The following is a 22,166-nucleotide window of genomic DNA, read 5'->3' as shown; positions in this document are numbered from 1 at the left end:
AGCGGGAGCAAGCTCCCTCGCCACAATCAGCCTCTTCAGAACACAGTCATTTCAGGCATTCAAAGGAGCCGCGCGCCTACAAACCCAACACCGCCCTGCACTCATCAATGGAGCGCTGCTGTGTCTCGGCGTACAGCCCCAGCTCATCGATCGTCGTTCGTCCCAACGCTTGTTCAAAGGCCTGGCGATTGGACTGCCCGGCGTAACGGCTCTGGGCGTCATCGCCGAGGTTCGACTGGAAAATACCCGCGGCGCTGACCGGCAGGAAATCTTCATACACCAGCGGTTCGGCGCGCAGGTATCGCTGTTCAACCAAGTGTTCCAGCGACGTCGACGGCTCGAGTGTGCCTTTGGCGGCCAGGCCCTTTTGTGTCACGAAATAACGGAAGTACGCCAATGCCTGCCGGCGCAACTCATCGTGACTGTCCGGGAACGGCGTAAAGTGTTCGGCCATCAGCGCATTGTAGCGTGCGGCATTGGCCTCATTGGGAAATTCCCCCAAGGCATCCCGAGCCGCGTTCAGCAACTGATCGTAGAGCGCACGGCCCTTGGGCGTGAGGGCGGCGCCCCGTTGTTCGATTTCACCGAAGCGGGCGCTGTGGCTGCCTTGGGCATGGGGCTGGTCGGTGAAGGCGACGGGTTCGTCCAGCGCCTTGAAACTGGTCTGGCGCAACAGGATCGGGCACTGGCGGCGGGGCGGGCCTTCGATCACCGCCTTGGGGGTGATGCCATGCACGGGCATTTGCTCCTGGACCCTGTCGATGTCCAGGGTGCGTGGTGTCAGATGATTGATGTGCGGGCCCTTGAAGGCCACCACGTCAGCGATCAGGCGGTGCTGGGCACTGAGTTGACGGTACTGTTCGGCGGTGACGGTAGCGCTGTGGTGCCAGCGAAACGTTTCCAGGGCCTGTAGGACGAAGTCGTCGGCCTGGGCTTGCGTCAGGCCGCCCTGGCGTTCAGCGAGGTCGATGAGCGCAAGGGCCTGGGGCGTAAAGATCTGCCGCTTGCCCAGCACCGACTCGGCAAATGCCCGAAGCTCGGCGTTGTCGATCAGTTCCAGGCGCAACAACGAGGTAAACACCCGGAACGGACTGACCTGCAAGGCCGTTTCATGCACAGCGCGAAAGGCTGTGGAATGCACCGGTACCCCGGCAGGCGTGAGGTCGTAATAGCCCACCGGCTGCATGCCCATGACCGCGAACAACCGGCTCAGGGTCGCCAGCTCCGCAGCGGTGCCGACGCGGATCGCGCCGTGGCGTTCGAGGTCCAGGCGCTCGCGTTCGCCGGTGCTGTTCAGGTGTTCGGCCAGTTGCGGATCGTTGACCAGCACCCGGGCATTGGTCTGTTCCACCAGGTTCATCAACGTGCCGTACAGGGGCACTTCGTCGCGGTACATGTCGGACATCGCCCTGGAGAAGCGTTGGCGGATCAGGTCGGGACTGACGAAACTCATGGTGGGAATTCCTGGTTCGGACTGTGGGAATTGGGAATGAAAGTGGAACGAAAGATCGCAGCCTTCTCCAGCCCCCGCAAACGAAGAATCTTCAGGACTTCATTCTGTCAGGGACTGATCCCCAAGGTCGTGCGCCGTCACTGTCCCAACCCCTTGAGAAACCCCCGATACAGCGCCGCCGTCCGTTCCGGTTTTTCAATGGGGGGCAGGTGACCGAGCCCGTCCCAGATTTCCACCCGCAGATCCGCGATGCCCTTGCTCCACACCGGCACGCAACTGGCGTCGATCATTCGGTCCTGGTGACCCCAGAGCAGCAGCGACGGCGCGCGGATATCGGCCAGGCGCGGCTCCATCGGCGGGCTGGCGTTGAAGTCCGTGTAGATCTCCGCCAGTTCTTCCCGACACCTGACGTATTTATCGGCCACCGCCGCCAACACCACCTTGGGCACCCAGGGCGGTGAGTCCATGGTCATCGCATAGAACGGTGGGAAATCACTGCGCGAGCGCATCAGCGATGGGTTCCGGCCGGCGGCCACCTGGCGGTCCATGTCGCTGGGCTGGGGCGACGTCACGCCGGCCGGATTGAGCAGCGCCAGGGTCAGCACGCGTTCAGGCGAAGTGGCCGCCAGCCAGGCGGCCAGGTAACCGCCCATGGAATTGCCGATCACATGGACCTTGTCCAGGCCGCAGGCGTCGAGCAACTCGATCACCCGCCGGGCCTGGGTTGGAATGTCATAGCCGCCGCCGGCCTTGAAGCCGGTTTCACCATGGCCGGGCAGGTCGGGAATCAGCACCCGATAGTCACGGACGAAGGGCCGGGCGAACCGCAGCCAGAGGTTCTTGTCGGCACTGTAGCCATGCAGCATCAGGATGCAGCCGGACGCTTCGTAAGGTCCGCCTTGCAGGGTCGACACCGTCATTTCGCTGATGGGCACGATGATCTTGTGCAACCGGGAAAGACGCGTCTCCACGGCCATGCTCAGGTCGAACAGCACTTGGCCGATGCTCGGATAGGTTAGCCAGCTCCAGACAATGAATACAGCGAGGATCACCCACAACAGCATGCCTTCTCTCCATGAACGACGACGGAATGTGTTTGGCCAGCCTGGGCCGATGGGGCAGACGGTGCTTGTTTACTGCTACCCCCTGTCATGTATAGCCAAAATCTGAAGAGGACTACAGGAATAAAATCCCCTGCCTTCGGGTAGCGGCTACCCATTGGCTCGGGTAGGGTGCCCGTGCAATCTTTCTTTACGGAACAAGGATGAAATCATGATGATTACCCCTCTGCGCTCCCGTCTGGCCGTGAGCCTCGGCCTGAGCCTGGCACTCGGCGCCTTGGCTCCCGCCGCTTTCGCACAGCCCAACCAACAGGTCCTCGCCGATGCCGAACAGTACAAGGGCGAGGCGCTGAAGTTGCTCGAAAAACTGGTGAACATCGACTCCGGCTCCGGGTATGTGCCGGGGCTGACCCAGGTCGGCGACATTGCCATCGATGAGTTGAAGAAGCTGGGCGCCAGCATTGAAAAGGTGCCGAATTCCGATGGTAGCCAGCACATCCTGGCGACCCTCAAGGGCACCGGCAAGGCCAAGATCCTGCTGATGGCCCATATGGACACGGTGTTCAAGGAGGGCTCGGCTGCCGAGCGTCCGTTCCACATCAAGGACGGCCGCGCCTACGGGCCTGGCGTGATGGATGACAAGGGGGGCATCGTCGCTGGCATCTATGCGTTGAAGGTGCTCAAGAACCTGGACTTCAAGAACTATGCGCAGATCACGTTCCTGCTCGACGCCAGCGAAGAAACCGGCTCGGACGTCGCCACCGACCTGATCAAGAAAACCGCCAAGGCCCATGACGTGACCCTCAACCTGGAACCGGGACGCCCGGCCGACGGCCTGGTGGTGTGGCGCAAGGGCAGTGCCACGGCGCTGGTGGAGGTCAAGGGCAAGGCGTCCCACGCCGGTGTGGCGCCGGAACTGGGGCGCAATGCGGCGATGGAAGCGGCGCACCAGATTCTCCAGCTCGGCAAGCTCGGCGACGCGGACAAGAAAACCACCATCAACTTCACGGTGCTCAACGCGGGCGACCGCACCAACGTGATTCCCGACAAAGCCACCGCCAAGGCCGACGTGCGGGCCGCGGTGCCGGAGGAATTCGACCGTATCGAAAAAGACCTGGCCCGTGTGTCTCAGGACAAACTGATCGCCGACACTGAGGTCACCACCAGCCTGAAACGCGGCCTGCCGCCGATGCCGCAGACGGCGGAATCGGATCGCCTGATGGCCATGGCCCAGGGCATCTACGGCGAGCTGGGGCGCAAGCTCACCGAAGAAGGCAGCGGCGGCGCAGCGGACGCCAGCCTGTCGGCCGGAGTCGGCACGCCGACGCTGGATGGTTTCGGCATCGTCGGCGGCAACATCCATACGCCCGAGGAATACGCGGAAGTGGAAAGCGTCGTGCCGCGGGTTTATCTGCTGTCGCGGATGATCATGGAGTTGGCGGGACGGTAACCATCAGGCTCAGTGCAAAATCCTGTGTAGGGGCGACCCCTGTGGGTTAGGGCATACCCCCTGTGGCGAGGAATCTTGTGGGAGCAAGGCTTGCCCGCGATGAAGTTCACACGATTTACCTTGGAACCTAGTGGTCTGTATCGCGGGCAAGCCTTGCTCCCACAAAGTCCCCTCGCCACAAGGGGAACTGGCTAGCGCGGTTCGACGTTATCCAGCGCCCGGTTCGCCAGCAACCCACCCAGCTCGATCAATTGCTGGATACCCAGCGCCACATGCCGCCGCGAGCCATCCAGCTCGAACGCCAGGTCGCTGACCATGGCATTGGCCGAGGACAGGGTTTCGCTGAGGTTGGCGAGCAAGCACTCGGTGTCGACGCCGTTGACCACGGTGAAGAGTTGGCCTGGATCAGTCTTGGCTTCGGTCGGATGGGGCTTGAGATAGAAATCGAGGGCGCGCGTGGCGGCTTTGTCGAGTTCTGATGCGTTGGGGGCGGTGTGTGGTGGGTTGGGGGTTACTTTGAACATGGTTGAAGCTCCAGGTAATGAAATTGGAGCCATCACTCTCTCGCTACCAAACGAAGGGTGGCGGCCATACGAAGGTTGGTAGACCGGTTACCTGGCACCCGGCGCGTCCGAGGACGCCCTACGCATGACCACCATCAAATAGAAGACAAAAACGTCCCCTGCATCCGGTTGCACAATGCGCCAGGAAAACCGGGCTACCAAACCCGATCGCTGATTCGTCAGCGACCGGAAAACGATAAAGCCAGGCCCCAAGGCGCACAAGCCGGCGGATTCTGGCGTAGTTGTAGGCAATGGCGCAAGGCGATGTAGTTGGGGCCTACACCGAAGCGAACCCAGTAAACACCGGGTCCCTGGAGCGAGGAATTTTTTGTGGGAGCAAGGCTTGCCCGCGATGAAGTTCACGCGATTTGCCTTGGAACCTAGTGGCCTGTATCGCGGGCAAGCCTTGCTCCCACAAAGTCCTCTCGCCACAGGGGGCGGTCGGAAGATTTCAGTACACCCAAACCTCCACCCGCCGATTCCTGATCCGGCCCTCATCCTCGCTATTAGCCGCCACCGGCATCAGCGCGCCGAACCCGCGAACCTCCCGCAGGGTCACGCCGTTCCTGACCAGCTCACGTCGCACCGCCATGGCCCGCAACTTGGACAGCAGGTCCGCTCGCGCCGGGTCGTCCTTGGCGTCACCGAACCCCACCAGCGTGACGTGCCGTTCGGTTTTGCCGTGTTGCCGGAGGTAGTCGAGTACGCGGCTCAGGTCCTGGCGGGCCTTGTTGTCGAGGCTGGCGCTGCCTTCGGCGAAGCGGAAATTGACGGTCAGGCGCTGGGCGTGGCGGCTCAAGGTCTGGTAGCCCTCTGGCATCAACGCATTGGGCGTGACGGCCATGGCCCGAACGGTCTGGGCAATGAATCCGCTCGCCGCGACGATGGCCTGGCCCTTGTCGCTTTGGGTAAACGCCACCAACGCCTCGGCCCAGGGGGTGCTCGCCTGGGGCGGGAGGTAGAAAAACAACCGCCGGGATAGCGGGTAATCCTCGGTGGCAATCAGGTTGTTCAGCGGCAACATGGGTTGGGAATTGCCATCGGCAATCGCCAGCGCCTTGGCCTGGCGCACGTAGGGCAAGCCGATGAAACCGATGCCTTGGGGATCCTGGCTCACGGCATCGGATAACTGTTCGCTGGATTCGAAGCGCAGGGTGGCAGGGTCCAGTCGCTTGCCCTGGCGGTTGAGCACCAGTTCCTTGAAGGTGTCGTAAGTGCCGGACTGATCATCCCGGGCGTAGAGCCGTATCGGTCCGCCGACGCTACCCACCGACTCCCAGGTTTTCGCTTCGCCGCTGAAGATCTTTGCCAGTTGCACCGTGTTCAACTGACGCAGCGGGTTTTGTGGGTGAAGGATAATCGCCAGGCCATCAATGGCGATGACCTGTTCGGCCGTAGGACTTTTCAGATCCCCCAGGGGCAGCAGATCCTTCAGTTCGTCGTCCTTGATCGGCCGGGAAGAGGCGGCCAGATCGGCGCTGGCCTGTTTGAGGGCGGCGAATCCGGTGCTGGAGCCATGGGCGGCGATGTCGATCTCCACCCGCCGGCCGCCGGCGGTCTGGCCGACGATGCGTTGCTCGTTGTCATGACCGGTGATTTCAGTGCTGATCTTGAGCAGGCCCTGGTCTGTCATCAGTCCCTTGACCAGTGCCGGACCGAGTGTCGCGCCAATGGTGTTCGAACCATGTATACGCAAGGCAGGACCCTGCTCGGGAACGGGCAGATCGGTGGCCCAGGCCACGAGCGGCAGCCACAGCACCACGAAACAACCCACCCAAAGCTGCATCTCGGCACCTTCTGAACCCAGAGAAATGCCGGAAGATTAAGTCAGTCAGGTTGCTGCAAAATGACAGGGTAGCTAATGTCCAGACCCGATCAAATGCGAGCGCGCTTTGTGGGAGCAAAGCTTGCTCGCGACGAAGGCGACTCGGTTCCAGTTCAAACCGCGTCCAACGCTATCGCGGGCAAGCCGTGCTCCCACAGGGGGGGCCACAGGGGCAGGTCTTGGATCAGCTCAATTGCAGCCAGATCGGCGCATGGTCCGAAGGTTTTTCCATGCCCCGCAGTTCATAATCCACACCGGCATCCTTGACCCGTGGCAGCAGGCCGTGGGAGGTCAGGATCAGGTCGATGCGCAGGCCACGCTTGGGTTCGTCCTCGAAACCGCGGCTGCGGTAGTCGAACCAGCTGAAGCGGTCGGTGACGTCCGGGTTCAGGTGACGGAAGCTGTCCACCAGGCCCCAGTTCTTCAGGCGGGCCATCCATTCGCGTTCTTCCGGCAGGAAGCTGCATTTTCCGGTTTTCAGCCAGCGCTTCATGTTGTCCGGGCCGATGCCGATGTCGCAGTCTTCCGGGGAGATATTCACATCGCCCATCACCACCACGGGCTGGTCGTTGCTGAAGCGGGTTTCAAGCAGGTGCTGCAAATCGCTGTAGAAACGTTCCTTGGCCGGGAATTTGGTCGGATGATCGCGGCTTTCACCTTGTGGGAAATAGCCGTTCATGATGGTGACCGGCACGCCATTGGCATCGGCGAAGGTGCCCCAGATAAAGCGCCGCTGGGCGTCTTCATCGTCGCTTTCGAAGCCTTTGTACAGACTCAGCGGCGCCTGGCGGGAGAGCAGGGCGACGCCGTAATGGCCTTTTTGCCCGTGGTAATGCACGTGGTAACCCAGGGCTTGCACTTCGGCCAGGGGGAATTGTTCGTCGTGGACCTTGGTTTCCTGCAGGCCGATCACGTCCGGCTGATGCTTCTCGATCAGCGCCGCCAACTGATGGGGGCGGGCGCGCAGCCCGTTGATGTTGAAGGAGACGATCTTCATGGTCGGCTGTCCTGGCAAAACTGCGATGCTAGCTGACATGTCGGAGAGGAGCCAGCGTGGCAGTAGGACAAATGCACTGCTAATGTCCTGTGGCGAGGGTTCTATAGGCGCAGATTGTGGGAGCAAGGCTTGCCCGCGATAAAATTGACGCGATCCTTCAGACATCGCGGCGCTTTCATCGCGGGCAAGCCTTGCTCCCACAAAGCCCCCGCCCAGGCCTCACCAAGCCCGCCCAGGAGATCTCCCACCATGCCTGAAACCGCTACCGCCATCGCTGATATCCACATGCTCGACAGCGGCTATTCCCGCGAAGCCCGTTCATTGCTGTACCAGGCCTATCGCCATGAGCCGACGTTCAGCTACCTGTTCGAGTCCGAGCGCCCGGGTTATGAGCAGCGGGTGAGGGCGACGGTGCGGGAGTTGGTCAAGCAGCATTTTCTCCAGGAGTTGCCCGCCATCGGCTTGTTGGTCAACGACCGGCTGATCGGCATCGCCCTGATCGCTCCCCCCCAACGACGCCTGGGCATCACCGAAAGCTGGGCCTGGCGCCTGCGCATGGTGTTGAGTACCGGTTTTCGCTGCACCCGGCGCTACCTGGAATACCACGCGGCGGTGACGGGCTGCCTGCCGTCGGACGCGGTCCATGTGCTGCCGCTGCTGGGGGTGCATCCACAATTCCAAGGCAAACACTTTGGCGAGCAGTTGCTCGAGGCGGTGCACAACTGGTGCGCGGTGGATGAACACTCCCGAGGCGTGGTACTGGATACCGGTAACCCGCGCTACCTGGAGTTCTATAAGCGCCAGGGGTATGAGGAAATCGGTGAGATTGCGGTAGGACCGATCCGCGAGCACGTGTTCTTCCACCCTAATCCCCAGGTTTTGCAAAGCGCAACGGCCTGAACCTGCTCCTGGCTTGCGAACTTTTGAGACATGTCCGGTTCTATCAGGCTCCCAAGCCCGTGTTAGCATCCGCGCCATGAAACTCCCAGGACGAATAACCAGTGGCGCGCTCCTGCTGTCCCTCAGCTGCGCGGCACTGGCACAAAGTGAATTGGATGTACGGGTCAAACCGTCCAATGATGCACTCAAGGCCAACGTCGAAGGCTACATCGGTGGCCTGGGCGATCGTGACGAAGAGGCCCTGCTGCGCTTCAGTCGTGGCGCCGAGGAGCAGGCGCGCAAAGCCGCCCAGGCACTGGGCTACTATCAGCCGCGGATCGACAGCGAGGTCAAGGGTGGCAAGCAGCCTCGCCTGATCCTGACCATCGACCCCGGTGAGCCGGTGCATTTGCGCAACGTCACCGTGCGCATCGACGGCCCGGCAGCCTCGCTCAAGGCCTTTCGCGTACCCGACAACGCCGCCCTCAAGCCGGGCGCGGTGCTCAATCATGGCCGCTATGAAGACGCCAAGCGGACGATCCAGAACCAGGCTTCGCGCTATGGTTTTTTCAGCGGGCGATTCGTCAGCCAGAAACTGCTGGTAGACCCCCAGGCCGGCGTCGCCGATATCGAGCTGATCTACGACAGTGGGCCACGCTACACCCTGGGAGCGGTGAGTTTCGAGGGCGATACACCGTTCGACGAAGACCTGCTGCGACGCATGGTGCCCTTCAAGGCCGGTACGGCCTACGACTCCGAGTTGATCGCCGAACTGAACCAGGCCCTGCAATCGAGCGGGTATTTCGAAGGCGTGCGCGTGGATGCGGCGCCCACCGCCGCGACGGACAACGTGATCCCGGTCGCCGTCAAGCTCGATACCCGCAAGCCACGCACCATGGGCCTGGGCCTGGGGTTCTCCACCGACGTCGGCCCGCGGGCCAAGGCCAACTGGACGCGCCACTGGGTCAATCCCCAGGGCCACAGTTACGGTTGGGAAACGGAGGTGTCGGCGCCTCGCCAGAACGTCGGCCTGTGGTACGACGTGCCGCTGGACCCGCCGCTGACCGACAAGCTGCGCTACGCCGGCGGTTATCAGTATGAAGAGCTGGCCGATACCGACAGCCTCAGCAAACTGCTGACCGTCGGGCCCGAATGGCACAGCAAGTTGCCCAGTGGCTGGCAGCGGGTGATATCGCTCAAGTGGCAGCGCGAGGAGTATCGCCTGGGTGACGATTCGGGCCTGAGCACGCTGCTGATGCCGGGCGTCAGCTATTCGTACCTGCGCAGCGATAACCGCATCGATCCGCACAACGGTTATCGCTTGCAGTTCGACACCAAGGTTGCCAAGGAGGGGCTGGGGTCGGACAACAACGTGGTCTACGGCACGGCCATGGTCAAGGGCCTGACCACGGTGTTCGACAAGCATCGCCTGCTGGCCCGGGCCCAGGTGGGGGGCAGTGCCACCAATGGCTACAAATCCATTCCGCCGTCACTGCGCTTTTTCGCCGGCGGCGACCAGAGCGTGCGCGGCTACGATTATCAGAGCCTGTCGCCGGAAAACAACGAAGGCGATCGCATCGGTGGTCGCTACATGGTCGCCGGCAGCCTCGAATACCAGTATTCGATCGCGGAAAAATGGCGGGTCGCGACCTTCATCGATCAGGGGAACGCCTTCAACAGCCTTGAGCTGCCGAGCCTCAAGACCGGCGTGGGCGTTGGCGTGCGCTGGGTGTCGCCGGTCGGCCCGATCCGCCTCGACCTGGCCCATGCGCTGGACGACGAGGGCGGCATCCGATTGCACTTTTCCATGGGGCCCGAGTTGTGAGTCGTGGTTTGAAGAGAACACTGCTGGCGCTCGCTGCGTTGCTGGCGTTGGTCGTGCTGACACTGGGCACCCTGTTGGGCACGCAGCCGGGTAGCCGTTGGATGCTGGGCCTGGTGCCGGGGCTGAGCGTGGAAAACTTCCAGGGGCGGTTGGGCGGACAGTGGAGCGCCGACCATCTCTTGTGGCAGCAGGACAGCCGCCGCGTGGAGCTCGATGGGCTGATATTCGCGTGGTCGCCGCTGTGCCTGACGCGCATGACCTTGTGCATCGAACAGCTCAAGGTCGATAAGGCCAGTCTGCAACTGCCACCCTCGGTCGACGCGCCGAGTAGTGGTCCGCTGAGCTTGCCGGACCTGGACCTGCCGGTCGCCATCGAGCTGGGAGAGGTGCAGGTCGGCAGCCTGGCGTTCAACGGCAGCGAGCAACTCAAGGGCTTGCAACTGGTTGCCCATTGGACCGCGGCGGGCCTGCAGATCGATTCGGTGCAATTGCAGCGCGATGAGCTGAGCCTGAAGCTTTCCGGGTTGTTGAAACCCGCAGGCAACTGGCCGTTGAAAGCCCAGGGGCGGTTGACTTTGCCAGCACCCGGCGACACGCCGTGGGCGCTGGACGTGACCGTCGACGGCGATCTGCTCAAGACCCTCAACCTCAACGCCGACAGCAGCGGCTACCTGCAAGGTCGGCTGGCCGGCGAGCTGCAGCCGTTGGCGGACAACCTGCCGGCCAAGGTGCGCGTCACCGCCGACGGCTTCAAGGCCAGTGCCGATCTGCCGGACACGCTGTTGCTCAATCAACTGGAACTGACCGGTGAAGGCGATCTGAAGAGCGGTTATCAACTGCTCGGCAAGGCCACGCTGCCCGCCGAGCAGGGGCCGGTGGCGTTGTCGTTGCAAGGCAAGGTGGACGCCGGTGGTGCACAGATCGCTGGCGTGGAGCTGAACGCCGGCGGTCAGCAAAGCGTGAGCGTGACCGGGCAGGTGGACTGGCGCGAAGGCCTGAGTGCCGACGCGAAAATCGCCTGGTTGGATTTCCCCTGGCATCGTCTCTATCCGCTGATTGACGAGCCGCAGGTGACGTTGCGCAGTTTCAATGGTGAAGTCTCCTATACCAACGGCAATTACCTGGGGAATTTCCAGGCCGCGCTGGACGGCCCCGCGGGGGCCTTCAGCCTGGGCAGCCCGTTCAGTGGCGATCTGACGCAGATCCATTTGCCGCAGCTCCAGCTCGCGGCGGGGCAAGGCAAGGCTGAAGGACACCTGGACCTGCAGTTTGCCGAGGGCATTGTCTGGGATACGGCGCTGGACCTGTCGGCCATCAACCCGGCCTACTGGCTCGGCGAACTGCCCGGCACCCTGGCCGGACCACTGCGCAGCAAGGGGTCGCTGAAAAACGACACCCTCGAGCTCGACGCGGACCTGGACCTCAAGGGCAAGTTGCGCGGCCAGCCGGCGCTGTTCCAGGCCAAGGCCAGCGGCAGCGGTGAGCAGTGGCACCTTGGTGCACTGGACATCCGCCTGGGGGATAACCGCATCAACGGCACCGCCAGCCTGCAACAGAAACTGATCGGCCAGATCGACATCAAACTCGCGCGACTGGCTCAGCTCTGGCCACAACTGCGCGGTCAGCTCAACGGCCGAATCGATGTGGCCGGAACCCTCAAGGCCCCCCAAGGCAAGCTCGGCCTGCAAGGTACACAGCTCGCCTTCCAGAACAATCGCCTGCAAAGCCTGAACCTGGACGCCACCCTCGACAGCGCGCAGCGGGGCAAGGTCGACCTCAAGGCCAGCGACATCCGCGTCGGCGACACTGCATTGGGCGTGCTGACCGTCAGCGGCCAGGGGGATATCCGGCAGCAAAAGCTCAACCTGGATCTGCAAGGGCCGCAACTGAAGACTGCCCTGGGGTTCGATGGCGCGCTGGATCAAGGCAACTGGCGCGGACGCCTGAACAACGGCGACCTGCAGGTCGGTGGTCAGGACTGGCGCCTGCAAGCCCCCGCAAAGCTGGAGCGCCTGGCCAACGGCACGCTCAGTTTCGGCGCCCACTGCTGGCGTTCCGGCCAGGCCAGCCTGTGTGGCGAAGACCAGCGCCTGATGCCGGAACCAAAATTGCGCTATCACCTCCAGCAGTTCCCTATTGAAAGTCTCGCCCAGTGGATGCCCAAGGACTTTGCCTGGCAGGGCCGGCTCAATGCCGATCTGCAATTGGACCTGCCGGCCAGCGGTCCGAACGGGCGGATTCTGGTGGATGCCAGCGGCGGCACGCTGCGGATTCGAGACAAGGCACAGTGGCTGGACTTTCCCTACCAGACCCTGAAGCTGGACAGCCGCCTGACCCCCAAGCGCATCGACACTGAGCTGAATTTTGTCGGCGCCCGGCTTGGCGAACTGATGGTCCAGGCACAGATCAACCCATTGCCCGCCAGCAAACCCCTCAGCGGCTCGTTCCGCCTGACCGGCCTGGACCTGTCCGTGGCCCGGCCGTTCGTGCCGATGGTGGAAACCCTCACCGGGCACCTCAACGGCAGCGGCACGCTGTCCGGCGGGTTGCTGGCGCCTCAGGTGAACGGCAATCTCGTGCTCAGCGATGGCGAGGTGTCCGGGCCGGAACTGCCGGTCAGCCTCGAAGCCTTGCAGATGCGGGCGATGATCGCCGGCGAAACGGTACGCCTCGACGGTAGCTGGAAAAGTGGCAAGGGCGGGCAGGGCAGCCTGAGCGGCAACCTGGGCTGGGGCGAGGCGTTGAGCATGAACCTGGCGCTCAAGGGTTCGCAATTGCCGGTCACCGTGGAACCCTATGCGGTGCTGGAGATGGCGCCGGATCTCAATATCACGCTGCACGGCGAGCGGTTGTCGATTGCCGGCAAGGTGCTGGTGCCCAAGGGCGAGATCACCGTCCGCGAATTGCCGCCCTCCACCGTCAAGGTCTCGGACGACACGGTGATCGTTGGCCACCAGACTGAAGAGGGCAAGGCACCGATGGCCATGGCGATGGACATCGATGTGATCGTGGGCCAGGAGAAACTCGCGTTTTCCGGCTTCGGCCTGACGGCCAACGTCCAGGGCCAGGTGCACATCGGCGACAACATGGACACCCGTGGCGAACTCTGGCTCAACGACGGCCGTTACCGGGCTTACGGGCAGCGGCTGACGGTGCGTCGGGCGCGGCTGCTGTTCGCCGGGCCCATCGACCAGCCCTACCTGGACATCGAGGCGATTCGCCAGACCGATGACGTGATCGCCGGCATCCGCTTGAGCGGGAGCGCCGAGCAGCCGGTCACGCAAATCTTCTCGGAACCGGCCATGAGCCAGGAGCAGGCGCTGTCCTACCTGGTGCTGGGGCGACCGCTCAGCACCACCGGCGAGGACAACAACATGCTTGCCCAGGCAGCACTGGGCTTGGGTTTGATGGGCAGTTCGGGGGTAACTACCAGCCTGGCCAGTGATCTGGGCATCCAGGATTTCCAGCTCGACACCCAGGGCAGTGGCAACACCACCAGTGTGGTCGCCAGCGGCAACCTGTCGGAAAAACTCAGCCTGCGCTATGGCGTAGGGGTATTCGAACCGGCCAACACCATCGCCCTGCGCTACAAACTCAGCAAAAAGGTCTACCTCGAAGCCGCCAGCGGCGTCGCCAGCTCGCTGGATATCTTCTACAAGCGCGATTTCTAACCCCCCATATCCCCTGTGGGAGCGAGCCTGCTCGCGATAGCGGTGTATCAGTCAACTCCTCACTGACTGGCACGCCGCCATCGCGAGCAGGCTCGCTCCCACAGGTTTTTCAGCGTTCGTCGGACTTGTATGTAGCCTGCTAACGATTTGTTTGACATTTGCTGCCTAAGCAGTAATATCTCGACATACATTCACTGCCTAGGCAGCAAACGGTGTCCTGATGAAGCATTTCACTCCAGACGAATTCCACAACTGTCACCTCGGCATGCTGCTCGGACGGGCCGCGTTGCTCAAAGACCGGATCATCGATACCCACATGGAACCGGTCGGCATCACGGCCGCACAGTTCAAGGTGTTGATCATCATGGCCCAGCACGGCATCGATACGCCGGCCGAACTGTGCCGGTACCTGTCCCTGGACAGTGGCTCGATGACACGGATGCTCGATCGCCTGGAGCAGAAGGGCTTCCTGGTTCGCCAGCGTTCGGCCGAGGACCGCAGGCAGGTGCGATTGGTCCTGACCGAAGCCGGCCAGGGGCTCGCCGATCGCCTGCCCTACATCGGCGCCGATGCCATGAATCAACTCGCTGGCGCCATCAGCCGCGAGGAGTTGCAGACTCTCGAACAGATCCTCAAGAAAATATTGCTCGCTGCCGGTGATCCCATCACCGTGTTGCGACTGGGGGACAAATGAAGCGTAAAACCTTGCGTACCCGGTTGAGCCTGGTGCTGCTGGCCATGAGCCTCGCGGGCTGTGCCAGCTACAGCGGCCTGAAGACCGAAGGCGTCAGCCTCCAGGCCGAGAACCTCAAGGCCGGACAATCCCTCAATGGCGTCAAGCTGTCGCCGGCTTCGTGGCCGAAAAGCGACTGGTGGTCCAGCCTGGGCGACCCGCAACTCGACGGCCTGATCCGTGAAGCCCTGCGCGACAGCCCGGACATGCAGATCGCCGGCGCTCGGGTGCATCAGGCCAGTGCCGCCGCCTATGCCGCCAACGCGGCGCGCTTGCCGACCCTGGATGCCAGCGGCAGCGTCAGCCGTTCGCGACTGGCCCGTGACCAGGACCCGGCGGGGCAGGGCGGCGCGTACAGCACCCTGCGTTCACTGAGTGTGGATTTCAATTACAACTTCGACCTCTGGGGCGGCCAGCGGGCGGCCTGGGAGGCTGCATTGGGCCAGGCTCGCGCGGCGGAAATCGACCGCCAGGCGGCGCAGTTGACCCTGGCCGCCGACGTGGCCCGGGCCTACAGCGACCTGGGGCAAGCCCACATCATTCATGACCTGGCCGCTGAAGACCTCAAGCGCACCCGGCAAATGCTGGACCTGAGCAAGCGTCGTCTCACTGCCGGGATCGACAGCGAATACCAGTTCCAACAGACCGAAAGCCTGGAAGCCAGTGCGAGCGCGACCCTGATCGACACGGAAAAACGCCTGCAAAGCGCCAAGATCGCCTTGGCGGTGCTGCTGGGCAAGGGCCCTGACCGTGGTAATGAAATTGCCCGGCCGAACGTGCTGCAAGCCAGTGCTGTCGCGTTGCCGTCGAACCTGCCGGCCGAGTTGCTGGGGCGTCGCCCGGACCTGGTGGCGGCACGTTGGCGGGTCGAGGCGGCGAGCAAGAGCATCGAAGCCGGCAAGACCAACTTCTACCCCAACCTCAACCTGAGTGCGGCGGCGGGGGTGCAGTCCTTGTTGGGTGACGCGATGTTCGGTTCGGCCAGCCGCTTCTTCAACGTGGCGCCGACGGTGTCGCTGCCGATTTTCGACGGCGGACGCCTGCGGGCGGACCTGGATGCCCGGGATGCCGACTATGACCTGGCGGTGGCGCAGTACAACAAGAGCCTGGTCACGGCCCTTGGGGACGTCAGCGACACCATCAACCAGTTGCGCGATATCTCCCGGCAGATCGGTGCCCAGCAACACGCCACCGATATTGCCCAGAGTTCCTACGACACCGTGGTCCAGCGCTACGGCTCGGGCATTGGCAATTATCTGGACGTGCTGAGCATCGAGCAGCAGTTGCTCCAGGCCCAGCGCCAACTGGCGACTCTGAACGCCGAGCAGATCGATTTGTCGATCCAATTGATGCAGGCCCTGGGTGGCGGTTTCGAGACCGACACCCTGGCCTCGGCCACGGCGGTCTCCGCCACGCCGCATAACTGATTCGAGGTATTTGTCATGGCCACCGCAGAAAATACTCAAGCGTCCGAAAACCAACAGGACAACAACCCACGCAAGCGCAAGGTGATGCTGCTGGCGCTGGCGGTGATCGTCATTCTCGCCGGCCTGGGTGTCTGGGCCTGGCATGAACTGTACGGTCGCTGGAGCGAAAGCACTGACGATGCCTATGTGAACGGCAACGTGGTGGAAATCACGCCACAGGTCAACGGCACGGTGGTGAGCATCGGTGCCGACGATGGCGACCTGGTGCGCGAAGGCCAGGTGCTGGTGCAATTCGACCCGAACGACGCCGAGGTCGGCCTGCAAAGTGCCCAGGCCAATCTGGCCCGCACGGTCCGCCAGGTGCGTGGGTTGTACAGCAATGTCGACGGCATGCGTGCGCAGGTCAATGCGCAGGAGGCCGAGGTGCAGAAGGCCCAGGAGAACTACAATCGACGCCGCAACCTGGCGGCCGGCGGGGCGATCTCCCAGGAAGAACTGTCCCACGCTCGGGATGACCTGACCTCGGCGCAGAACGCCCTGGCCAATGCCCGGCAACAACTCAAGACCACCAGTGCGCTGGTGGATGACACCGTGGTGTCGTCCCATCCCGACGTGCAGGCCGCCGCCGCACAGTTGCGCCAGGCCTACCTGGCCGATGCCCGCAGCACGTTGATTGCGCCGGTCACCGGTTATGTCGCCAAGCGCACCGTACAACTGGGGCAACGAGTGCAGCCGGGCACGGCGCTGATGGCCGTGATTCCACTGGATCAGTTGTGGATCGACGCCAACTTCAAGGAAACCCAGCTGCGTGAAATGCGCATCGGCCAGCCGGTAGAGATCGAAACCGACCTCTACGGCAGCGATGTGAAGTTCAGCGGCACCGTCGACAGCCTCGGCGCGGGAACGGGCAGTGCGTTTGCCTTGCTGCCGGCGCAGAACGCCACCGGTAACTGGATCAAGATCGTCCAGCGGGTGCCGGTGCGCATCCATGTTAACGCCCAGGAGCTGGCCAAGCATCCGTTGCGGGTCGGGCTGTCCACCGAGGTCAGCGTCAACCTCCGCGATCAAAGCGGCCCGGTCCTGGCCCAGCAACCTCCGCAGAAGGCTTCGTTCAGCACCCAGGTCTACGAGCGCCAGCTGGCCGATGCCGACGCGATGATCACGCGCCTGATCCACGAAAACAGCGCCGCCGCGAGCAAGACTGCGCAGCGTTGATGATCAGGTGAGACATCTATCGACCTGTGGGAGCGAGCCTGCTCGCGATGGCGGCATGACAGTCGACTTTTATGTCATCTGATACACCGCTATCGCGAGCAGGCTCGCTCCCACAGGGGTGGCCTCTCTTCGCCGGATTCGTCTGCGAGTTTCACGTCCGTTTCGCTTCCTAGGATTTCGCAATGAGCAATAACGCATCTTTCTCGCCGCCCAGCCTGTTGCTCAGTACCATCGGGCTGTCGCTGGCGACGTTCATGCAAGTGCTCGACACCACCATTGCCAACGTCGCCTTGCCGACCATTTCCGGCAACCTGGGCGTCAGTTCGGAGCAGGGCACCTGGGTGATCACTTCGTTCGCGGTGAGCAACGCCATCGCGCTCCCGCTGACCGGCTGGTTGAGCCGTCGGTTTGGCGAGGTGAAGCTGTTTTTATGGGCAACCATGCTGTTCGTGCTTGCGTCGTTCCTGTGCGGCATTTCCACGTCGATGCCGGAGTTGATCGGCTTCCGCGTGCTCCAGGGCCTGGTGGCCGGGCCGCTGTACCCGATGACCCAGACCTTGCTGATTGCCGTGTATCCACCCGCGAGGCGGGGGATGGCCCTGGCGTTGCTGGCGATGGTCACGGTGGTGGCGCCGATTGCCGGGCCGATCCTGGGTGGATGGATCACTGACAGCTACAGCTGGCCGTGGATCTTCTTCATCAACGTGCCCATCGGGGTCTTTGCGGTGATGGTGGTGCGCCAGCAGCTCAAGGCGCGGCCGGTGGTGACCAGTTATCAGCCGATGGACTACGTCGGGCTGATCACGCTGATCATCGGCGTCGGCGCGCTCCAGGTGATTCTCGACAAGGGCAACGACCTGGATTGGTTCGAGTCGAACTTCATCATCATGGGGGCCTTGATTTCGCTGGTTGCCCTGGCCGTGTTCGTGATCTGGGAAATGACCGACCGTCACCCGGTGGTCAATCTCCGCTTGTTCGCCTATCGCAACTTTCGTATCGGCACCATTGTGCTGGTGGGCGGCTATGCCGGGTTCTTCGGCATCAACCTGATCCTGCCGCAATGGTTGCAGACGCAGATGGGCTACACCGCCACCTGGGCCGGGCTGGCCGTGGCGCCCATCGGTATCCTGCCGGTGTTGATGTCGCCCTTCGTCGGCAAGTACGCCCATAAATTCGACCTGCGCCTGCTGGCCGGGTTGGCGTTCCTGGCCATCGGCCTTAGCTGTTTCATGCGCGCCGGGTTTACCAACGAAGTGGACTTCCAGCACATCGCCCTGGTGCAGCTGTTCATGGGGATCGGGGTGGCGCTGTTCTTCATGCCGACCCTGAGCATCCTGATGTCCGACCTGCCGCCGCACCAGATTGCCGACGGCGCGGGGTTGGCCACATTCCTGCGGACCCTGGGGGGCAGCTTTGCCGCGTCCCTGACCACCTGGATCTGGATCCGTCGGGCGGACCAGCACCATGCGTACCTGAGCGAGAACATCAGCACCTTCGACCCGGCCACCCGCGAGGCGCTCAACCAGCTCGGCGGCGCGAACCCACCGGCCTATGCCCAGCTCGATCACATTCTGACCAGCCAGGCGTACATGCTCTCCACCGTGGATTACTTCACGCTGCTGGGCTGGGCGTTCATGGGCTTGATCGTACTGGTGTGGCTGGCGAAGCCGCCGTTTGCGGCGAAAGCGGGGCCGGCGGCCAGCGGGCACTGATCGGGACCTGAAACACAATCCGCTGTGGGAGCAAAGCTTGCTCGCGACAGCGGTGTGTCAGTCAACATCCATGCTGGCGGCGATAGTTATCGCGAGCAAGCTTTGCTCCCACAGGTCGTTCCCACAAGGAGGGCTGTGGCTGTCAGTGGGTGGGGGCTGCCAGCTGTGGCGGCGGGGCAAATCCAAACGGCGCCAACGCAAACCCCTGTTCATCCACCTGCAACGCCCAACCCTGCTTATCCCAATCCCCCAGCACAATGCGCCGGGCGGCGTGTTCGCCGAGTTGCAGCTTATGAATGGCGGGGCGGTGGGTGTGGCCGTGGATCAGGGTCTTCACGCCATAGTGCTGCATGATCCGCGGAATTTCCTCGGGGGTGACATCTACGATGTCGTTGGCTTTCATCCGCACCTGGGTCGTGCTTTCACTGCGCAGCTTGCGCGCCAGCTTCTGGCGACTGCCCAGTGGCAGGTGACGCAGGATGAACAGCGTGACTGGGTTGCGCAGCCAGCGCCGCAGCTTCATGTAGCCTTCGTCGCGGGTGCAGAGGCTGTCGCCGTGCATCAGCAGCACCGGTTCGCCGTTGAATTGCACGACACTCGGGTCCTTGATCAGGGTGCAGCCGGCCGCTTTGCAGAAGGCTTGCCCCAGCATGAAGTCGCGATTGCCATGCATCAGGAAAATGGCCGTGCCGCTGTCGCTGAGTTCGCGCAGGGCCTGGCAGATGGAACGCTGGAACGGCGTCATGGCATCGTCACCGATCCACGCTTCGAAGAAGTCGCCGAGAATGTACAACGCCTGCGCCGAGCGGGCGCGGGTGGCGAGTAGATCCAGAAACGCCCGGGTGATGTCCGGGCGCTCCTCTTCCAGATGCAAATCTGAAATCAGTAGGATCACTCAATGATCTCGGCTTTCTCGATGATCACGTCATCCTTCGGAACGTCCTGGTGGCCGGCCTTGGAAGTGGTGGCAACGCCTTCGATCTTGTCGACCACGTCCTGGCCTTCGATCACTTCACCGAATACCGCATAGCCCCAGCCCTGAGCGGTCTTGGCAGTGTGGTTGAGGAAGCTGTTGTCGCTGGCATTGATGAAGAACTGGGCCGATGCCGAATGCGGATCCATGGTGCGCGCCATGGCGATGGAGTATTTCTTGTTCGGCAGGCCGTTGTCGGCTTCGTTCTGGATGCTCGGGCTCTTGTCCTTCTTTTCCTGCATGCCAGGCTCGAAACCACCGCCCTGGATCATGAAACCCTTGATCACGCGGTGGAACACGACGTTTTCGTAGTGACCCTTCTTGACGTACTCAAGGAAGTTGGCAACGGTCTTCGGCGCCTTCTCGGCGTTCAGTTCCAGGACGATGTCGCCGTGGTTGGTGGTCAGTTTGACTTTGCTCATGATGACTACTCTTTCTAGGAATTCGTGGGTTTCGGGGCCCGGAAGCCCGCAACCGGGTCCGGCTGCAATCGGCCAGGTTGGGCAGTTTAGCGTGCCAGGCACGAAATTCGAGGCGGTTTTTCACCCGGCGGCCGATTAAATTCAATCGTTTGCCGGCCTGGCCTGTCAGCGGCTTGACAGCATCGGCTATGATACGGGCTTTGATTTATCAGGCCGCACCCGGCCGCGCACTTGTAAGTTCAAGGATCCTATGAGCAAGCCCACTGTCGACCCTACCTCGAATTCGAAGACCGGCCCGGCCGTACCGGTCAATTTCCTGCGCCCGATCATCCAGGCGGACCTGGATTCGGGTAAGCACACACAGATCGTCACCCGTTTCCCGCCGGAGCCCAACGGCTACCTGCACATCGGCCACGCCAAGTCGATCTGCGTGAACTTCGGCCTGGCCGAGGAGTTCGGTGGCGTCACGCACCTGCGTTTCGACGACACCAACCCGGCCAAGGAAGACCAGGAATACATCGACGCGATCGAAAGCGACGTCAAGTGGCTGGGTTTCCAATGGTCCGGTGAAGTGCGCTATGCCTCGCAGTATTTCGACCAGTTGCACGACTGGGCCGTCGAGCTGATCAGGGCCGGCAAGGCCTATGTCTGCGACCTGACGCCGGAGCAGGCCAGGGAATACCGTGGCAGCCTGACCGAGCCGGGCCGGAACAGCCCGTTCCGTGATCGCAGCGTGGAGGAGAACCTGAACCTGTTCGCCCGCATGCGCGCCGGCGAATTCCCGGACGGCGCGCGGGTGCTGCGGGCCAAGATCGACATGGCCTCGCCGAACATGAACCTGCGCGACCCGATCATGTACCGCATCCGTCACGCCCATCACCACCAGACCGGTGACAAGTGGTGCATCTACCCGAACTATGACTTCACCCACGGTCAGTCGGACGCCATCGAAGGCATCACCCACTCGATCTGCACCCTGGAGTTCGAAAGCCATCGTCCGTTGTACGAGTGGTTCCTCGAGCACCTGCCGGTGCCGGCCAACCCGCGCCAGTACGAATTCAGCCGCCTGAACCTGAACTACACCATTACCAGCAAGCGCAAGCTCAAGCAGCTGGTGGATGAAAAGCACGTCAACGGCTGGGACGACCCGCGCATGTCGACGCTGTCGGGCTTCCGTCGTCGGGGCTATACGCCGAAATCGATCCGCAACTTCTGCGAGATGGTCGGCACCAACCGTTCCGACGGCGTGGTGGACTTCGGCATGCTGGAATTCAGCATCCGCGAGGACCTGGACCAGAGCGCTCCGCGCGCCATGTGCGTGCTGCGTCCGCTGAAGGTTGTCATCACCAATTATCCGGAAGGTCAGGTCGAGAACCTCGAGCTGCCTCGCCACCCGAAAGAAGACATGGGCGTGCGCGTCCTGCCGTTCGCCCGGGAAATCTACATTGACCGTGAAGACTTCATGGAAGAGCCGCCAAAAGGCTACAAGCGCCTGGAACCCGCCGGTGAAGTGCGTTTGCGCGGCAGCTACGTGATCCGTGCCGACGAAGCCATCAAGGATGCCGACGGCAATATCGTCGAGCTGCGTTGCTCGTACGATCCCGACACCCTGGGCAAGAACCCGGAAGGTCGCAAGGTCAAGGGCGTGATCCACTGGGTGCCGGCCGCCGCCAGCGTCGAGTGTGAAGTGCGCCTGTACGATCGCCTGTTCCGTTCGCCGAACCCGGAAAAGGCCGAAGACAGCGCCAGCTTCCTGGACAACATCAACCCTGACTCCCTGCAAGTGCTCACTGGTTGTCGTGCCGAACCCTCGCTGGGCAACGCACAGCCGGAAGACCGTTTCCAGTTCGAGCGCGAAGGCTACTTCTGCGCGGATATCAAGGACTCGAAACCCGGTGCTCCGGTCTTCAACCGTACCGTGACCTTGCGCGATTCCTGGGGTCAGTGATCAAGTCTTAAG

Annotated in this window: 16 protein-coding genes; 9 read left to right on the top strand and 7 right to left on the bottom strand. The window is 62.6% G+C overall.

The window, feature by feature from the left end; translation table 11 throughout:
* Positions 1 to 76: 76 nt before the first annotated feature.
* Together CGA22_RS16590 and CGA22_RS16585 are read right to left on the bottom strand one after the other, a co-directional pair.
* Positions 77 to 1,453 (bottom strand): VOC family protein, encoded by a 1,377-nt coding sequence (locus CGA22_RS16590; RefSeq protein WP_041022073.1) that lies wholly within the window; start codon positions 1,451 to 1,453, stop codon positions 77 to 79.
* A 137-nt stretch (positions 1,454 to 1,590) separates the two neighbouring features.
* The gene (locus CGA22_RS16585; protein ID WP_041022072.1) at positions 1,591 to 2,517 is read right to left on the bottom strand and encodes an alpha/beta fold hydrolase; all 927 of its coding nucleotides are present in this window, start codon (positions 2,515 to 2,517) and stop codon (positions 1,591 to 1,593) included.
* A gap of 208 nt (positions 2,518 to 2,725) precedes the next feature.
* Between CGA22_RS16585 and CGA22_RS16580 the strand changes: the two genes are divergently transcribed.
* Complete coding sequence (locus tag CGA22_RS16580; RefSeq protein WP_041022071.1) at positions 2,726 to 3,964, top strand: M20/M25/M40 family metallo-hydrolase; 1,239 nt, start codon at positions 2,726 to 2,728, stop codon at positions 3,962 to 3,964.
* Positions 3,965 to 4,155: 191 nt separating this feature from the next.
* Here the strand turns inward: CGA22_RS16580 and CGA22_RS16575 are convergent, their stop codons facing one another.
* The 3 genes from CGA22_RS16575 to xthA form a co-directional block, all read right to left on the bottom strand.
* Positions 4,156 to 4,488 (bottom strand): DUF6124 family protein, encoded by a 333-nt coding sequence (locus CGA22_RS16575; protein WP_041022070.1) that lies wholly within the window; start codon positions 4,486 to 4,488, stop codon positions 4,156 to 4,158.
* A 490-nt stretch (positions 4,489 to 4,978) separates the two neighbouring features.
* Positions 4,979 to 6,313: a substrate-binding domain-containing protein gene (locus tag CGA22_RS16570; protein ID WP_041022069.1), complete on the bottom strand. Its 1,335-nt coding sequence runs from the start codon at positions 6,311 to 6,313 to the stop codon at positions 4,979 to 4,981.
* Positions 6,314 to 6,536: 223 nt separating this feature from the next.
* Complete coding sequence (xthA, locus tag CGA22_RS16565; RefSeq protein WP_041022068.1) at positions 6,537 to 7,349, bottom strand: exodeoxyribonuclease III; 813 nt, start codon at positions 7,347 to 7,349, stop codon at positions 6,537 to 6,539.
* 249 nt (positions 7,350 to 7,598) lie between these two features.
* Here xthA and CGA22_RS16560 point away from each other — a divergent pair, with 249 nt between their 5' ends.
* From CGA22_RS16560 to CGA22_RS16530, 7 genes are all read left to right on the top strand, one after another.
* On the top strand, positions 7,599 to 8,249 hold the full coding sequence (locus CGA22_RS16560; protein ID WP_041022067.1) for a GNAT family N-acetyltransferase: 651 nt from the start codon (positions 7,599 to 7,601) through the stop codon (positions 8,247 to 8,249).
* A gap of 76 nt (positions 8,250 to 8,325) precedes the next feature.
* Positions 8,326 to 10,053 (top strand): autotransporter assembly complex protein TamA, encoded by a 1,728-nt coding sequence (locus tag CGA22_RS16555; RefSeq protein WP_188258649.1) that lies wholly within the window; start codon positions 8,326 to 8,328, stop codon positions 10,051 to 10,053.
* Complete coding sequence (locus tag CGA22_RS16550) at positions 10,050 to 13,724, top strand: translocation/assembly module TamB domain-containing protein (RefSeq protein WP_188258648.1); 3,675 nt, start codon at positions 10,050 to 10,052, stop codon at positions 13,722 to 13,724. Before CGA22_RS16555 ends, CGA22_RS16550 begins: the two co-directional genes overlap by 4 nt.
* Positions 13,725 to 13,944: 220 nt before the next feature.
* The gene (locus tag CGA22_RS16545; protein WP_041022605.1) at positions 13,945 to 14,418 is read left to right on the top strand and encodes a MarR family winged helix-turn-helix transcriptional regulator; all 474 of its coding nucleotides are present in this window, start codon (positions 13,945 to 13,947) and stop codon (positions 14,416 to 14,418) included.
* Positions 14,415 to 15,884, top strand: a complete 1,470-nt coding sequence (locus CGA22_RS16540; protein WP_041022604.1) for an efflux transporter outer membrane subunit — start codon at positions 14,415 to 14,417, stop codon at positions 15,882 to 15,884. The genes CGA22_RS16545 and CGA22_RS16540 overlap by 4 nt, the downstream gene beginning before the upstream one ends.
* Positions 15,885 to 15,899: 15 nt before the next feature.
* The gene (locus tag CGA22_RS16535; RefSeq protein ID WP_041022603.1) at positions 15,900 to 17,099 is read left to right on the top strand and encodes an efflux RND transporter periplasmic adaptor subunit; all 1,200 of its coding nucleotides are present in this window, start codon (positions 15,900 to 15,902) and stop codon (positions 17,097 to 17,099) included.
* A 182-nt stretch (positions 17,100 to 17,281) separates the two neighbouring features.
* On the top strand, positions 17,282 to 18,811 hold the full coding sequence (locus CGA22_RS16530; RefSeq protein ID WP_041021522.1) for a DHA2 family efflux MFS transporter permease subunit: 1,530 nt from the start codon (positions 17,282 to 17,284) through the stop codon (positions 18,809 to 18,811).
* Positions 18,812 to 18,953: 142 nt separating this feature from the next.
* Here CGA22_RS16530 and CGA22_RS16525 read toward each other — a convergent pair whose 3' ends face one another.
* Both CGA22_RS16525 and CGA22_RS16520 read right to left on the bottom strand, forming a co-directional pair.
* Entirely contained in the window at positions 18,954 to 19,706 is a 753-nt protein-coding gene (locus CGA22_RS16525) for a UDP-2,3-diacylglucosamine diphosphatase (protein ID WP_041021521.1), read from the bottom strand.
* On the bottom strand, positions 19,703 to 20,206 hold the full coding sequence (locus CGA22_RS16520; protein WP_041021520.1) for a peptidylprolyl isomerase: 504 nt from the start codon (positions 20,204 to 20,206) through the stop codon (positions 19,703 to 19,705). Before CGA22_RS16520 ends, CGA22_RS16525 begins: the two co-directional genes overlap by 4 nt.
* A gap of 250 nt (positions 20,207 to 20,456) precedes the next feature.
* Between CGA22_RS16520 and CGA22_RS16515 the strand changes: the two genes are divergently transcribed.
* A complete protein-coding gene (locus tag CGA22_RS16515) occupies positions 20,457 to 22,154 on the top strand; it encodes a glutamine--tRNA ligase/YqeY domain fusion protein (protein ID WP_041021519.1) in 1,698 nt (565 codons plus the stop codon).
* Positions 22,155 to 22,166 lie beyond the last annotated feature (12 nt).

The organism is Pseudomonas sp. PSB18, assembly GCF_014596565.1.
Lineage (GTDB): Bacteria > Pseudomonadota > Gammaproteobacteria > Pseudomonadales > Pseudomonadaceae > Aquipseudomonas.
Note: the sequence above shows the minus strand (reverse complement) of the source record. Positions and strands in the feature narration are given on the sequence as shown.